The 14328-nt window shown below is 72.3% G+C and carries 13 protein-coding genes and 2 pseudogenes; 9 read left to right on the top strand and 6 right to left on the bottom strand.

The features are described 5' to 3' along the window. Window positions 1-19: 19 nt before the first annotated feature. The 6 genes and pseudogenes from KME75_RS06105 to KME75_RS06090 all read left to right on the top strand — a co-directional run bounded on the left by KME75_RS06105 (window position 20) and on the right by KME75_RS06090 (window position 5022). Window positions 20-1549, top strand: a complete 1530-nt coding sequence (locus KME75_RS06105; RefSeq protein ID WP_246631570.1) for a xylulokinase — start codon at window positions 20-22, stop codon at window positions 1547-1549. Beyond that, window positions 1546-3506, top strand: a pseudogene (gene tkt / locus KME75_RS06100) (transketolase); the annotation flags it as partial. The gene KME75_RS06105 and the pseudogene tkt, both read left to right, overlap by 4 nt. Further along, entirely contained in the window at window positions 3507-3641 is a 135-nt protein-coding gene (locus KME75_RS44800) for a hypothetical protein (protein ID WP_281424424.1), read from the top strand. Beyond that, a pseudogene (locus tag KME75_RS06095) lies at window positions 3638-4435 on the top strand (glycerol-3-phosphate dehydrogenase/oxidase); the annotation flags it as partial. The gene KME75_RS44800 and the pseudogene KME75_RS06095, both read left to right, overlap by 4 nt. Then, a complete protein-coding gene (locus KME75_RS42695) occupies window positions 4412-4813 on the top strand; it encodes an MFS transporter (protein WP_308282596.1) in 402 nt (133 codons plus the stop codon). The pseudogene KME75_RS06095 and the gene KME75_RS42695, both read left to right, overlap by 24 nt. Before the next feature lie 2 nt (window positions 4814-4815). Beyond that, window positions 4816-5022: a hypothetical protein gene (locus KME75_RS06090; protein WP_219413537.1), complete on the top strand. Its 207-nt coding sequence runs from the start codon at window positions 4816-4818 to the stop codon at window positions 5020-5022. Window positions 5023-5816: 794 nt separating this feature from the next. Here KME75_RS06090 and KME75_RS06085 read toward each other — a convergent pair. Genes KME75_RS06085 through KME75_RS45670 form a run of 6 tightly spaced genes read right to left on the bottom strand, consistent with a single transcriptional unit; the run spans window position 5817 to window position 10712 of the window. Then, the gene (locus KME75_RS06085) at window positions 5817-6209 is read right to left on the bottom strand and encodes a DUF4286 family protein (protein ID WP_219413536.1); all 393 of its coding nucleotides are present in this window, start codon (window positions 6207-6209) and stop codon (window positions 5817-5819) included. Beyond that, on the bottom strand, window positions 6206-6754 hold the full coding sequence (locus KME75_RS06080; RefSeq protein WP_219413535.1) for a pyridoxamine 5'-phosphate oxidase family protein: 549 nt from the start codon (window positions 6752-6754) through the stop codon (window positions 6206-6208). The genes KME75_RS06085 and KME75_RS06080 overlap by 4 nt, the downstream gene beginning before the upstream one ends. Window positions 6755-6785: 31 nt before the next feature. Then, window positions 6786-8201 carry an MmgE/PrpD family protein gene (locus KME75_RS06075; protein ID WP_219413534.1) on the bottom strand — a complete coding sequence of 472 codons (1416 nt, stop codon included), beginning with the start codon at window positions 8199-8201 and terminating at the stop codon, window positions 6786-6788. Next, the gene (locus tag KME75_RS06070) at window positions 8198-9055 is read right to left on the bottom strand and encodes a cyclase family protein (RefSeq protein WP_246631553.1); all 858 of its coding nucleotides are present in this window, start codon (window positions 9053-9055) and stop codon (window positions 8198-8200) included. The genes KME75_RS06075 and KME75_RS06070 overlap by 4 nt, the downstream gene beginning before the upstream one ends. Then, on the bottom strand, window positions 9052-9918 hold the full coding sequence (locus KME75_RS06065; protein WP_308282593.1) for an HpcH/HpaI aldolase/citrate lyase family protein: 867 nt from the start codon (window positions 9916-9918) through the stop codon (window positions 9052-9054). Before KME75_RS06065 ends, KME75_RS06070 begins: the two co-directional genes overlap by 4 nt. Next, window positions 9915-10712, bottom strand: a complete 798-nt coding sequence (locus tag KME75_RS45670) for an IclR family transcriptional regulator (RefSeq protein WP_219413533.1) — start codon at window positions 10710-10712, stop codon at window positions 9915-9917. The genes KME75_RS06065 and KME75_RS45670 overlap by 4 nt, the downstream gene beginning before the upstream one ends. 238 nt (window positions 10713-10950) lie before the next feature. Here KME75_RS45670 and KME75_RS06055 point away from each other — a divergent pair, with 238 nt between their 5' ends. From KME75_RS06055 to KME75_RS06045, 3 genes are read left to right on the top strand one after another with little or no spacing between them, the layout of a single operon-like run. After that, entirely contained in the window at window positions 10951-12213 is a 1263-nt protein-coding gene (locus KME75_RS06055) for an ABC transporter substrate-binding protein (protein ID WP_219413532.1), read from the top strand. Continuing rightward, window positions 12210-13274: a branched-chain amino acid ABC transporter permease gene (locus KME75_RS06050; RefSeq protein ID WP_246631552.1), complete on the top strand. Its 1065-nt coding sequence runs from the start codon at window positions 12210-12212 to the stop codon at window positions 13272-13274. The genes KME75_RS06055 and KME75_RS06050 overlap by 4 nt, the downstream gene beginning before the upstream one ends. After that, on the top strand, window positions 13271-14317 hold the full coding sequence (locus KME75_RS06045; protein ID WP_219413531.1) for a branched-chain amino acid ABC transporter permease: 1047 nt from the start codon (window positions 13271-13273) through the stop codon (window positions 14315-14317). Before KME75_RS06050 ends, KME75_RS06045 begins: the two co-directional genes overlap by 4 nt. The last annotated feature ends 11 nt before the right edge of the window (window positions 14318-14328 follow it).

The following is a 14328-nucleotide window of genomic DNA, read 5'->3' as shown; positions in this document are numbered from 1 at the left end:
GAGGCCACCCGTGCCCACCATGACCCCCGTCGTGATCGGTGTGGACTGCTCCACCACCGGGGCCAAGGCCGTCGCCTTCGACGCGGGCGGGGCGGCGGTCGCCCAGGCCCGCCGGGGCTACGGCCGCCGCAGCCCGCGATTCGGCTGGCAGGAGCAGGACCCACAGGACTGGTGGACCGCCGCTTGCGGCGCGCTGACCGAGCTCGCCGCGCTGCTCGCGGCGGCCGCCTCCGAGCCCGTCGGGCTCGCGATCACCCATCAGCGCGAGACCTTCGCCTGCCTCGACCCCAGCGGGGACCCCGTCCGGCCCGCAGTGATGTGGCTCGACACCCGGGCGGGCGAGCAGATCGCCCGGCTCGGCGGCCCGCGGGTGCACGAGAGGTCCGGTAAGCCCGCGTCCACCACGCCGAGCCTCTACAAACTCGCCTGGCTCGCCGAGCACGAGCCCGACGCGCTGGCCCGCACGGCCACCGTCGTCGACGTGCACGGCTACCTGGTCGGCAGGCTCACCGGGGAGCGCGTCACCAGCTGGGCCTGCGCGAACCCACTGTCGCTGCTGGACATGCGCGCCTTCGACTGGGCGCCCGAGCTGCTGGCGGCGGCGGGCGTGACCGCCGCGCAGCTGCCCGCCCTGGTGCCGCCCGGAACGGTGCTCGGCGGCCTGACCAAGGACGCCGCGGCGGCCACCGGCCTGCCGCCCGACCTGCCGGTCGTGGCCGGCGCAGGCGACGGGCAGTGCGCCGGGCTCGGCGCCGCCGTCAAGGCGGGCACCGCCTACCTCAACCTCGGCACCGGCCTCACCCTCGGCACGCACAGCGACGGCTACGTCTGGGACCGGGCGTTCCGCACCCTAGCCAGTCCGATCGCCGGCGCTTACACCCTCGAGGCACTGCTGTCCTCCGGGGCGCTGTCCATCGCCTGGCTGCGCGACCTCGTCGCCGGACCGCACGCCGGCACCGGAGCCCGCGAGATCGAGCTCGGCGAGCTGGCCGCGGCGGTACCGCCCGGCGCCCGCGGCCTGCTCTACCTGCCCTACCTGACCAGCGCCGAGTCGCCGCACTGGGACGCCGACGCGCGTGCCTGCTTCGTCGGGCTCTCCGACGGGCACGGCCGCGCAGAGATGTTCCGCGCGGTGCTCGAGGGCCTGGCCTACGAGGAGCGCCTCACCGTCGAGCGCGTCGAGCAGGCGACAGCCCGGCGCATCGACCGCGTCGTCGTGATGGGCGGGGCCTCCCGGTCGCCGGTACTCACCCAGCTGCTCGCCGACGTCCTCGAACGGCCGGTCGCGATCAGCGCCGCGGTCGAGACCACCGCGCTCGGCGCGGCGATGCTCGCCGCCACGGGCGTCGGCCTCGCCGGCGTCACCGATTTGTCCGCGACCGCGGCCCGGATGAGCCGGGTCGACGAGGTCCGCACCCCCGACCACCGGGTCCGGCGCCGCTACCGGCAGGCCTACGCCGTGTACCGCGACCTCTATCCCGCCCTCAAGCCCCTATTCCCGCGGCTGTCGGCGCTGCGCGACGAGCCGCCCTCCGAGGAGACCCCATGACCGCCCCGCCGAGCGTCGATCTGGACCGGCTGTCCGTCACCACCCTGCGCACCCTCGCCATCGACGCGGTGCAGGCCGCGAACTCCGGGCACCCGGGAGCCCCGATGGGCCTCGCACCGGTCGTCCACATCCTCTGGCAGCGGTTCCTGCGGTTCGACCCCGAGCACCCCGGGTGGCCGAACCGGGACCGCTTCGTGCTCTCCGCCGGGCACGCGTCGGCGCTTCTCTACGCACTGCTGCACCTGAGCGGGGTGCGTGCGGTGGACCCCGCGGGCGAGCGGACCGCCGAGCCCGCGGTGCCGCTGGACGAGCTGCGTCGCTTCCGCGGGCTCGACTCCCGCTGCCCCGGCCACCCGGAGCACGGATGGACCTCCGGCGTCGAGTGCACCACCGGCCCCCTGGGCACCGGTGCCGCCGCCACCGTAGGCATGGCGATCGCCGCTCGCTGGCAGGCCGCCACATTCAACCGACCCGGCCACACCCTGTTCGACCACGACGTCTACGCCCTCTGTGGCGACGGCGACCTGATGGAGGGCGTCTGCGCCGAGGCGGCCTCGCTCGCCGGGCACCTGCGGCTGGCCAACCTGTGCTGGATCTACGACGACAACGGCATCACCATCGAGGGCGGCACCGGGCTGGCATTCACCGAGGACGTGTCTGCCCGGTTCCGCGCGTACGGCTGGCACGTCCTGGCCGTTGACGACGCGAACGATCTCGGCGCGTTCACCGACGCCTTCGCCGCGTTCCGCGCCGAGACCGACCGGCCCACCCTGATCGTGGTCGCCAGCCAAATCGGCTACGGGGCCCCGACCAAGCAGGACACCGCCGCCGCGCACGGCGAGCCGCTCGGCGAAGACGAGGCGCGCGCGGCGAAGCAGTCCTACGGCTGGCCCGACGACACGCCCTTCGCCGTGCCGGACGAGGTGCGCGAGCACCTTGCCGCGGGCGTCGGGCGTCGCGGCCGCGAGCTGCGCACAGCGTGGGAGGAGTCGTTCGCCCGATACGCGCAGCGCTTTCCCGACCTCGCCGACGCGGTGCGGCGGATGCAGTGCCGCGAGCTGCCCGACGGCTGGGACGCCGACCTGCCCGCGTTCCCCGCCGACGCCAGGGGGATCGCGACCAGGGAGTCCAGCGGCCGAGTGCTCAACGCGGTCGCCCAGCGGGTCCCGTGGCTGGTCGGCGGCTCCGCCGACCTGGCCCCGTCCACCAGGACCGGGCTGGCGTTCGACGGCGCGGGCGACGTCACCGCCGACACCCCGGGCGGGCGCAACCTGCACTTCGGGGTCCGCGAGCACGCGGCCGCAGCGGTGGCCAACGGCCTGGCGCTGTCCGGCCTGCGCGCATACCAGTCCGGGTTCCTGATCTTCTCCGACTTCCAGCGCGGTGCCGTGCGGCTCTCCGCCCTGATGGAGCTCCCCGTCGTGCACGTCTACACCCACGACTCCATCGGGGTCGGCGAGGACGGGCCCACCCACCAGCCCGTCGAGCAGCTCGCCGCGTTGCGGGCCGTGCCCGGGTTGATCGACCTGCGCCCGTCCGACGCCAACGAGGTGACCGAGGCATGGCGGCTGATCATGCCGCTGCGGCACCAGCCGGTGGCGCTGGCGCTGACCCGGCAGGCCGTGCCCACGCTCGACTGCACCCGCTACGCGCCGGCCGCCGGGCTCGCCCGCGGCGGGTACGTGCTCGCCGACCCGCCCGGCGGCGCCCCGCCCGAGGTGGTCCTGGTTGCGTCCGGCAGCGAGGTCCACCTGGCCGTCGCCGCGTACGAGACGCTCACCGCCGAGGGTTACGCAGTCCGCGTGGTCAGCCTGCCGTCCTGGGAGCTGTTCGACCGCCAGCCCCGGGAGTACGCGACCGGGTTCTGCCGCCGTCGGTGCGTGCGCGGGTCGCGGTCGAGCAGGCCTCCTCGCTGGGTTGGGAGCGCTATGCGGGGACCGAGGGCGCGATCGTCGCGATGACCACGTTCGGGGCGTCGGCTCCGTACCCGCAGCTGCAGGCGAGGTTCGGCTTCACCCCCGACGCCGTCGCCGAGGTCGCCAGGCAGCAGCTCCGGCGGCACGGGAGGACCGTCGAGAGGAGGGCGTCATGACCGCCGGGAGGACCTCCCCGTTCGGACACGCACAGCTAGGGCCGGCACAGCGCGCGGCGGCCTGGGAACGGCTCGACGGCGGCAGCCTCGACGTGCTCGTGATCGGTGGCGGGATCACCGGCGCGGGCACCGCACTCGACGCCGTCACCCGCGGGCTGTCCACCGCGCTGGTCGAGGCCCGGGACTGGGCGGGTGGCACGTCGTCGCGGTCGAGCAAGCTGTTCCATGGCGGGCTGCGCTACCTCGAGCAGCTCGACCTCGGGCTCGTCCGGGAGGCGTTGCACGAGCGCGACCTCATGCTCACCCGACTCGCCCCGCACCTGGTACGGCCGGTGTCGTTCCTCTACCCGCTGCAGCGGGCGGTCGAGCGACCCTACGTGGGCGCCGGCCTCGTTCTCTACGACGCGCTCGCCGGACGCAACCGGGCGCTGCCCCGGCACCGCCACCTCACCCGGACCGCCGCCCGCGCGCTGTTCCCTGCGCTGCGCCGCGACGCCCTCACCGGCGCCGTGCGGTACTGGGACGCCCAGACCGATGACGCCCGCCACACCCTCACCGTGGTGCGGACCTCCGCGGCGTACGGCGCCGTGGTCCGCAGCTCCACCGAGGTCGTGGGCCTGCTCCGGGAGGGGGGCCGCGTCGTCGGCGCCGAGCTGCGCGACACCGAGACCGGGGACACCTGCCGGGTCCGCGCCCGGGTCGTCGTGAACTGCACCGGGGTGTGGACCGACGAGATCCAGTCGCTGACCGGCGGCCGCGGCCGCTTCCGCGTGCGGGCGTCCAAGGGCGGGTTCGCCATCACCAACGCGGTTGGCTCGTACCTGTTCTCCAGCTACCTCTCGACGTACCTCACCAGCGAGCTCGGACACACCAAGGACGCCGCGCTGGTGGCCAATACCGTCGCCGTTGGTGTTCTCGTCGTGCTGCTGCCCGTGTCCGGGCTGCTCACCGACCGCATCGGCCGCAAGCCGATGTTGCTCACGGGCGCCGGTCTGTTCGCCGCGCTCAGCCTGCCGGCGTTCCTGCTCGCCGCGCAGAGCGGGTTCGCCGCAGCGCTGGCCGCCGAGCTGGTGTTCGTGGTCGCGTTGTTCTTCATCGCCGTGCCGGTCACAGTCAGCATCGCCGAGATGTTCCCGACCCAGGTGCGGTGCACGGCCGGCGCGATCTCCTAAACTTGGCCTTCACCATGTTCGGCGGGACGGCCCCGTTCGTCGCCACGGCCCTCATCGGCTCGACCGGATCAAACCTGGCGCCGTCGTTCTACGTCATCGCCATCGCTTTGGTGTCCGTCGTCGTCGCCACCGCATACCCGGAGCGTGCCGTCTCCCGTGGCTCCGCTGCGGCGACAGCGGACCCGCGCGGTGCCCCCGTCACCACCTGACCGAGCCCTGCGTGATGTCCCACGCCCAAACACGGGGGTGGGACATCACGTCCCCCTGCGCTCGACACGATAAGGGCGGGGGCGTCGGGAAGACGGGAACAGACGGTGCTGAACACCACCGGGTCGCCCTCGGTCTGCACCGCGGTCGCATCGGTTGCCACCCGGGCGAGCAGATCCCTCTTGTGCTCGGCGGAGTCGTTGGGGGACTTGACCAGCCACTCTCGTACGCGCTCGAGGGATTCGGCCTCGCGACGGTCGATCTCCGCGTGGACGGCATCGGAGGGGTGAACGCCGCATCCACACGTTCTGCCGTGGTTGGGGTACATGCGTTGGACCATGCTCGCCGTCATCCGCTCCGAAGGTACACCTCGCCGGACCTTGCTTCGGTGTCTTCAGGAGCCGCTGCGAAAGCATCGGATACGTGTGCTGAATCCGCCGCGGCAACGACGCTCTTGTCGTCGTCCCTGTTCGGCAGGCGCGTGGACGCGGACGGTCTCGCCGCGTGAAGGCACACTCACTCACTTCCCGACGACCTCGGACCTCGCTCGGCGGAACGACCCTGGCACCGTCTCCCGCGCACGTCGACCAGGCTTCGCGCGAGTCCGTCGCCGTCCTCGGAAGTCTCGACCGCTGTTCGGGCGGCAGGGCGGGGAACGAACGTGTCGACAGAGGCACCGAACGGCCAGCCGATGGGCAGGTGACCTGCCCATGCGGGTACGGGGCGGGTCACAACGTTCCTCGTCGCCACCCACGCCGCTGATGGCCTGGGTGGTGACGTGGCGGTGGCGTCAGGTTCACCGTGCTGGCGATGCCGTCCCGTCAGAGCCGAGCGAGTCGCGCGTGACCTCCGTGCTCTCGGCGAGCAGGTAGAACTTGAAGTCGGTGCGCCCGGCGGGCCCGCGGTCGATCGGGATCGGGTTCGCCCGGAACCACTCCTGGTAGCGCGCGTAGGCGGCCTCATCGGCGAAGTGCATCTCCGCGATGCGATAGAAGGTGTATCCCTCCGGGATCTCGGCGGTCCCGCCAGAGGCCTGCCGCACCGGCCGCAGCACCTTGTTGAACACGATGCGATCGAGGTGCGGGTTGGCCAGGAGGTCGGGGGCGTGGACCTCGAAGAGCCAGCGCTCGTACTCCTCGGGACTCACCCCGTCGGCGACGTCGTACCCCAGAATCGTCTTCACCGTCATCGGTTCCTCCCAGCGTCGTCGATGTCCCAGGTGAAGGACTGAGCCCCGGTGCCGAAGCCCTCGAGCCGGACCCGCACCGGGCGGATTCGGATCCCCACCAGGTCCTCCAGCACCTGCTCCCTGGTCCGCACCGGTGCACGGGTCCACCCGTGCTCCCGCTGCCGGCCAAGTTGTTCGGAGTAGCAGCGCACCGTCGACGCCGGCGGCATCACCTCGGCGTGACCACGGATGGAGACCAGTCGCGGGGGCAGCAGCCCGACGTCGAAGACGTGCGGCCGCTCGTTGCTGGCGCCCGGTGCAGGGCTCCCCACCCAGGTCACCGACGTATGCGGGTCTCGCCGCCATTGCCCGAGGCGACGATGACTGCGGCGCTGGACCAGTTCCACCGACCAGTCGTCGGTGAGGAACGCCGTCATCGTGCGGGCGACCGGGAAGCCGCTCGCATCGATGCTCGTCACCTGGGCGAAGCCCGCTTCGGTCAGGACGAACTGCATCGCGGCCTGCTGGGCTCGTGCCAGCTCCGCGTCGACGTCCGCTGCGTGCATCAGCTTCTCCTCCATGTCGAGCGAGACGACCTCACCCCGCGACCAGCTCCATCACGGAGGCCAGATCGTCGCGATGGGGCAGGTCCAGCACGGCCTTCGCCACGCCGGCCGCCACGTCCCCGCCGAGGACCCGTTCGGCGTTGAGCCGGAACTTCGTCGCGTGCTCGTCGGCGCTCAGCGGGTTGCCCGGGCCGCCGCGGTTGACGTCCACCCGCACCTCGTGGCGGGTCCCGTCCCGGAGCAGGACGCGCAGCACGGCGGGGAACTGGTGGGGGAAGATCGTGTCGCAGCGGGCATCGGCCACGCAGCGGACCTTGGCGGCGAGGGCGAGCCGGGTTTCGTCGGCCGCCGCCTCGTCGGTGAAGTCGTCGTGCCCGAGACCGAGGCCACCACCGCCGATGAGGGCGGCGGCGACGGTGTACGGACCGCTGAAGGCGGCGTGGTAGCCGGACTCGGGCCGTGCTTTGTCCTCGGTCGGCTGCGCGATCGTGCGCAGCACGGGGGTGGGGACGCCGAGCTCGATCTCCTCGATCTCGGCCGGGTCGAGGCCGCGCCTGCGTAGCTGCAGCGCGGCGTCGACGCCGGCATGGGTGAAGTGGTTGCACGGATAGGGCTTGAAGAAGATCCTCGGCAGCTCCCAGTGCCCGCCCAGGTCGGCGACGACGGCCTCGACGTCGGCCTGCTCGCCGCAGAACGCGTGGAGGAAGCCGAAGCGGCCCTCGACCACGGTGGGTGGGCCGGTCAGGCCGTGTCGTGCCAGGTCCGCGGCCACGACGCCGGCGTGGGCGGCCCATCCGCAGTGCACCCGCTTGACCGTGCCACCGGTCCGGTTCGCTTCGAGGAGACCGGCGCCCATGCTCGCCGCGATCCCGGCCGCATGCGCGATGCCGTCGGTGTCCAGGCCGCCGACGGTCGCGGCGGCGACCGCCGCCCCGACCGCGCCGCAGATCGACGTCGCGTGCTGGCCCCGCTCGAAGAACACCGAGTTCCCCAGCTCGCGGTCGTAGCCACCCATACCCAGGCGTACCGCGGTCTCGATTCCCACGCCGGCCCCGTCCAGCAGGGTTGTCGCGGGCGCGCGGTTCGCCTCGGCCACGGCGAGGGCGGCCGGGACGACCGGCGACGACGGGTGCAGCACCGACGGCAGGTGGGTGTCGTCGAAGTCCAGCGAGTGCGCCAGGGTGCCGTTGACGAGGGCGGCCGCGGCGGCCGGTGCCCGCAGGCCGCTGCCGATCGCCGTCGCGTCCGGCGGGCCGCCCCAGCCGCGCACGACGGCGGTCACCGACCGCGCCGCCGGCTGGCCGGTCGCCGCCAGGCTGTTGCCGAGCACGTCCAGCACGCGCCGCGCGACGTCCTCCCGCAGATGCTGTGGTAGACCGCTTCGCCCCACATCGTGCGCCAGACGCGCCAGGCGCTGGACGACGGTCGGCGTCCCCGGTGCCGTCATGCCGACACCGCCGCAACGGGGCGCACCGGGGATCCCGTCCCGCCGACGATGCGCAGCGGCGCCATGACGAACACGAACTCCGTGAGGCCCTCCGCGGAGGCGTCCTCCAGGTTCAGGTGCTCGACGATGTGGACCCCCGCGTCGACGAGCAGCACGCGGTGCACCGGCAGCACGCTGTGGCCGGCTCCCGGCTTGATCTGCTCGTATGCGGTGGTGTCGGCGCCCGTGGCCACCACACCCTGCGCCACCAGCCAGGCGGCCGCGTTGGGCGTGGGCCCGGGAACCCCATCGCTCTGCCCGAGGTAGGTGGCCGGGTCGTCGAAGTGGCGCGCCCAGCCGGTTCGGACCAGCGCGACGTCGCCGCGCTGCACCCGGACCCCGGCCCGGTCGGCGGCGGCCTGCAGATCCTGAGCCGTGATGCCGTAGCCCGGGGGGAGCACCGGCACCCCGTGCGCAGCGGCCACGTCGAGGAGGACCCCGCGCGTGAGCAGGGCGGGCGTGTGTTCGGCCCCCAGCTGCGAGAAGCGCCCGCCGGTCTGGGCCTTCGCCGCGTCGACGCCGCCGTGCAGGAGGCCGTCCTGGCTGACGTGCGAAAGAGCGTCGACGTGGGTACCGACGTGCCCCCCGGTGACGATCATCTCGTTCGCCGCCGAGCCGCCGTCCCTCCGCACCATGTCCCCGTGCCGTCGGACCAGGCTCATCCGGAAGCCGGGGTGATTGGGCGAGCAGGGCATCCCGGTGAAATGCGGGTGACCGAGCTCGACGAGGCGCACACCGGCACGGACCGCCGACAGCAGGTCGTCCATCCGTCCACCGGTGCCCGTCGGGGCGGTCGTCCGGGACTGGGTGCTCATCGGGTTCCTCCTGGATGGGCGTGCTCGGTCTGGGGTGTGCCGTCGTCGGCCAGGTCGAGCACGACCCGCGCCCTTTCAACGACGGCGGGATCGATGAACCGGCCGGCTGCGTCGAGGACCGCGACCTCGCCGCGGGCCCGGGCTTCCTGGGCGGTGCGGACGACCTCGCGCGCCGCCTGGACCTCGGCCGGGGACGGGGTGAAGACCTCGTGTACGACGCCGATCTGTCGCGGGTGGATCACCGATCGGCCGACGAACCCGCTGGCCCGTCCCTGCTCGCTCGTCGAGCGGAGCCCGCCGATGTCGGCGACGTCGGTCCAGACACTCTGGACGGGGGAGGGCAGTCCGGCCGACCGCGCGGCGACGACCACCCAGCCGCGCGCCCAGGCGAGTCCGGCGTCGGAGGTGACCCGGAGGTCGGCGGCCAGGTCTGCCTCGCCGAGGCCGAGGCCCGCTACCCGCGGGTGGGCGGCGGCGAGGTCGGTGGCGCGGGCGAGACCGGTCGCGGTTTCCAGAAGAAGCTGCAGCGGGAGCCCGGTTCGCTCGGCGACTTCCCGCACGACGTCGGGGTCCTCGGTGCGCGGCAGCCGGAGTCCGCTGACACCCGAGCCGGTGACGCTGTCGAGATCGGCCTCGCCCCAGGGCCCGACCGGGTCGTTGATCCGCACCCACAGCTGCGGGCCGTCCTCGGCCCGGCGCTGTACCGCCCCGGCGACGGCGCGCCGGGCCGTCGCCTTCTGCTCGGGTGGAACAGCGTCCTCGAGGTCGAGGACGACCGCGTCGGCGGAGGATGCGAGCGCCTTGGTGATGCGCTCCGGGTGATGCCCGGGAACGTAGAGCCAGGAGCGGGGGATGCGGCTCACGCCGACTCCTGCCCGGCTTCGCCGGGCAGGCCGCCGTGCCAGCCCATCCCGCGGGAGATCTCGTCTGCCGCCTGGCGCAGCAGTGGCACGAAGCGTTCGCGGGCCGCTTGGTCGACCCGCGAGCCGGGACCGCACACCGACACGGCCCCGAGCACCGAGCCGTCGAACCCGAGTACCGGCGCGGCAACCGACCCCGCGCCATCCTGGCGCTCGCCGTCGGAATGGGCGTAGCCGAGGCGGCGGATCTCCGCGAGACGTGCGCGCAGCCGGTTCGGGTCGGTCACGGTCCGGCACGTCAGGGCGTCGAGTTCACCGGCGAGCACGGCCTCCTGCTCCGGGGGCGGAAGAAACGCGAGGATGCAGGTGCTCGAGCTGCCGGCGTGGAGGCGAAAGCGGCGGCCGACCTCCACCGTCATCTTGATCTCCCGGGTGCTCTCGACCTGGTCGAGGTAGACGCGACCGCCCGGGACAAGCGCTGAGACGGTGGTGGTCTCGCCCGTCGCCCGTTGCAACTCGCGCAGCACCGGCATCGCGACGGCCCGCAGCCGCGAGTCCCGCAGCGCGCGGGCGCCCAGTGCAGCGGCCGCAGCCCCCAATCGGTAGCCGCGGGTGGCCGGGTCATTGATCAGCAGGCCCCGGTCGACCAGCGTCTGCAGGATCCGGTGGATGACGGCTTTGGACAGCCCGAGCCGGCGGGCGATCGCGGACACGCCCAGGGACTGCGGGCCGTCGGTGAACAGCAGCAGGACGTCCGCGACGCGCGCCGCCGCCTCGGTGCCGTTGATCTCCACCACGGGTGGGTGCCTCCTGTGGTCGCGGGCCTCACTTCTCGTGGCCGGGATCTCGCGTGTTTCTACAGGCGGAACGATCGTCGGGCAGGTGGCAACGGTTCGTCAAGCCCTCGATATTGCCTTCTATCAGGCGGAAGCTGGTCCTCGTGCGGGTCTTGACCGCTGTACCCGGAGAGTGTCAGCATCCCCGATCATCTGATTGTTCCGTTAGTCGGAACACTGCTGACCGGCAGGAGCTGTCATGAGGAAGACCTGGATCGCCGCGACGGCGTGCACGCTCGCCGTGGGCCTCGCTGCCTGTGGTGGGTCGGCTCCCGTGGGCGCAACGGACAGCCCGTCCGGTGAGGGAGTCGCACCGGGCGAGCGAATCAAGATCGGCTCGTTGCACCCGCTGAGCGGTGGGGCTGCCGCAGACGGGCAGCAGATGGACAACGGGGCCCGGCTGGCCGTCGAGGCCATCAACGAGGCCGGCGGCATCGCGGCCCTCGGTGGCGCCGAGCTGGAGTTGCTCAGCGCCGATACCCAGGGCAAGCCGGAGGTCGGCCAGAGCGAGGCCCAGCGGCTGATCCAGGAGGGCGCTGTCTCCTTGGTCGGCACCTACCAGAGCGCGGTCACCGCCAACGTCTCCACCGTCGCCGAGCGCAATCAGGTGCCCCTGGTCATCGACGTCTCCGCCGCCGACTCGATCCTGCAGCAGGGCTACCGGTACACGTTCCGGATCCAGCCCAGCTCGGAGGTCCTCGGCACCCGCGGGGCCCAGTACCTCGCCGAGGTCTCCGCGGCCGCCGGATCGCCGGCGCAGTCCGTCGCGATCCTGCACGAGCAAGGCGCCTACGGCAGCTCCATCCGGGACGCCTTCACCGTAGAGGCCGAGAAGCTCGGCATGACGATCGGTCCGGTCCTCGCCTACGACCCCGCGAGCGTCGCCGACTTCACGACGCAGCTGACCCAGATCAAGGCGGCAGGCGTGGACGTACTCGCAGTCACGGGCTACTACCGGGACGGCGTGCTGGTCGCCCAGGCGGTTGACACGGTCGAGCCCGGCCTCGACGCGGTGTACGGCGTGGCCAACGGCGCATTCGACCTCCCGCAGTTCCCGGCCGAGGTCGGTGCGGCCGGCGAGGGGTACTTCGACGCCAACTACCACTCGGACATGACCAAGCCGGAGATGCAGGAGCTCGCACGGCTGTATCAGGAGCGCTTCGGTGACCAGATCCGGACCGGGGCCGTCCTCGCCTACGACGCGGTCCGCGTCATCGCCGAGTCGCTGGAGAACGCCGGCTCCGCGGACGCCACCGCCGTGCGGGACGCGATCGCGCAGGGGGAGTTCGAAACCTACCTGGCCAGCACCGGCCCCATCGTCTTCAACGAGGCCGGGGAGAACGAGAACGCGATCCCGATCCTGATGCAGGTGCAGGACGGCGCGGTCAAGCAGGTCCACCCGGAGGAGTTCGCCGAGGCGGAGCCGGTCTACCCCGCCGAGCCCGGCCAGCAGGTCCGATGACCCCGGCCCCCGAGCGGCCCGCCGACGGCCCGACCCACACGACGGCCACGAGGGACGAGAACATGGCCCAGGCGCCGGATGCGGACCCGACCCCCGTCGCGCCACCGGTCCGAGGGCGCACTCTCCCGTTGTTGCGCATCGCGGCCGTGCTCGGGCTCGTGGTCGTGGCCATCGCGCTGGCCTACCTCCGGTCCGGCAGCGGCCTCGTCGTGACGCAGGCCGTGGTGACGGGGATCCTCATCGGCGGAATCTACGGCCTCGTGGCGATGGGTCTGACCCTGATCTTCGGCGTCCTCGACATCGTCAACTTCGCCCACGGCGCCTTTCTCGCCCTGGCCCTGTTCGCGACGTACTGGTTGGTCGCCTCCTACGGCATGCACCCGTACCTCGCGCTCGCGGTCAGCATCCCGGTGATGTTCGGGCTCGGCGCGCTCGTGCAGCGCGGCGTCCTGGCCGGGGCGATGGGCAAGCCGTTGGAGAACCAGCTGCTCATCACGCTGGGCCTGGCGTTGATCATCGAGAACGCGCTGCTGCTGTTCTTCGAAGCCAACCCCCGGTCGGTGGCGCTGCCCGGTGACCGGGCCGTGCCGATCCTCGGCGCGGTGGCCGAACTGTCCCGCATCCTCGCGTTCGCCGGCGCGATCGTCCTGGCCGGGCTGCTGTTCCTCCTGCTGCAGCGCACCCGACTGGGGACGGCGATCCGAGCGGTGGCCGCCAACGACACCGGCGCCCAGATGGTGGGCATCGACACCCGTCGCATCTACATGATCACGTTCGCGATCGGCACGGCGTGCGCCGGCGCCGCCGGGACGCTCGTCGCGCCGCTGGTGACGATCGAACCCACTACAGGTGCGCTGTTCAACATCATCGCCTTCGTCGTCGTCGTGCTCGGCGGCATGGGCAACGTCGTCGGTGCGCTGCTGGGCGGGCTCATCATCGGCCTCGCCGAGCAGGTCGGCGCGCTGTTGCTGCCCGGCCAGAGCCCGTTGCTCTCGGTCTTCATCGTCTTCGTGCTCGTGCTCTTCCTCCGTCCCCAGGGCCTGTTCGGGAGGTCGGCATGACGACCGCTTCGCCGTCCACCCGTGAGCCCGGCCGGGTACGGCCGCTGCCGAGCCAGCCGTGGAACCGGCACCTCATCGTCGTCGCCGTCCTGGCGGTGGTGCTCGTGCCGCTTCCGCTTGTTCTGCCCGCCGCCCAGCAGGCCGTCGCCGTCCGGGTGCTGATCTTCGCCTTGCTGAGCATCGGCTGGAACGTCATGAGCGGATTCGGTGGGATGTTCAGCTTCGGGCATGCCGCCTTCTTCGGCCTGGGCGCGTACACGAGCGCGTGGCTCCTCGTCGAGCGGGGCGTGTCACCGTGGATCGGCATGGCCGCCGGCATGGTCGTCGCCGCCGCGTTCGCCGTCCTCATCGGATTCCTCGCCCTGCGATACCGGCTCAGAGGCGCCTACTTCGCGCTCGCCACCTTCGCGTTCGCCGAGATGCTGCGGTTGTACGCGGTCAACAGCGACTTCGTGAACCGTGCCGAGGGCTACCACGTCCCGCTGCTGACCGAGTCCTCGTGGTGGTACCTGCAGTTCGAGCCGGGATCGGCGAACTACTTCTGGATCGCGCTCGCGCTGACCGTGGTGGCGCTGGTCGTCAGCATCCTGTTCCTGCGCTCCCGGGCCGGCAGGTTCGCCCTGGCCGCCCGGGACGACGAGGACGCCGCCGCCGCCGTGGGCATCCCGGTCATGCGGTACAAGCTGACGACCATGGCGCTGTCGGGTGCGATCACCTCGGTCGCCGGCGCGTTCTACGTGCAGTACTACCTGTTCATCGATCCGGACCTCGCCTTCGGCTCGAGCGTGTCGATCCAGGCCATCCTCCCGGCGGTCATCGGCGGTGTCGCCACCATCTGGGGGCCCGTCATCGGCGCGGCGGTGCTCGGCCCGCTGAGCGACGTCATCGCCACCGTCCTGCGCAACCCGCCGGCGTTCCTCGACTTCCTGCAGGGCCGCGGCGGCCTCGACGTCGTCGTCTACGGGGTCCTGCTGGTCCTCATCGTCCTGTTGCTACCGAAGGGCATCTACGGAGCCCTGCGTGAGAGGTGGTCCCGGCGATGACCTTGTTACGC

The organism is Pseudonocardia nigra (assembly GCF_019396355.1).
Taxonomy (GTDB): Bacteria; Actinomycetota; Actinomycetes; order Mycobacteriales; family Pseudonocardiaceae; genus Pseudonocardia; species Pseudonocardia nigra.
This window is presented reverse-complemented; position numbering and strand designations above follow the sequence as displayed.

Excerpts from the sequence above, each read along its gene's own strand:
- KME75_RS06105 (WP_246631570.1), top strand. The coding sequence starts at position 20 with ATGACCCCCGTCGTGATCGGTGTGGACTGCTCCACCACCGGGGCCAAG.
- KME75_RS44800 (WP_281424424.1), top strand. The coding sequence starts at position 3,507 with ATGACCACGTTCGGGGCGTCGGCTCCGTACCCGCAGCTGCAGGCGAGG.
- KME75_RS06085 (WP_219413536.1), bottom strand. The coding sequence starts at position 6,209 with ATGACGGTGAAGACGATTCTGGGGTACGACGTCGCCGACGGGGTGAGT.
- KME75_RS06080 (WP_219413535.1), bottom strand. The coding sequence starts at position 6,754 with ATGCACGCAGCGGACGTCGACGCGGAGCTGGCACGAGCCCAGCAGGCC.
- KME75_RS06075 (WP_219413534.1), bottom strand. The coding sequence starts at position 8,201 with ATGACGGCACCGGGGACGCCGACCGTCGTCCAGCGCCTGGCGCGTCTG.
- KME75_RS06070 (WP_246631553.1), bottom strand. The coding sequence starts at position 9,055 with ATGAGCACCCAGTCCCGGACGACCGCCCCGACGGGCACCGGTGGACGG.
- KME75_RS06055 (WP_219413532.1), top strand. The coding sequence starts at position 10,951 with ATGAGGAAGACCTGGATCGCCGCGACGGCGTGCACGCTCGCCGTGGGC.
- KME75_RS06050 (WP_246631552.1), top strand. The coding sequence starts at position 12,210 with ATGACCCCGGCCCCCGAGCGGCCCGCCGACGGCCCGACCCACACGACG.
- KME75_RS06045 (WP_219413531.1), top strand. The coding sequence starts at position 13,271 with ATGACGACCGCTTCGCCGTCCACCCGTGAGCCCGGCCGGGTACGGCCG.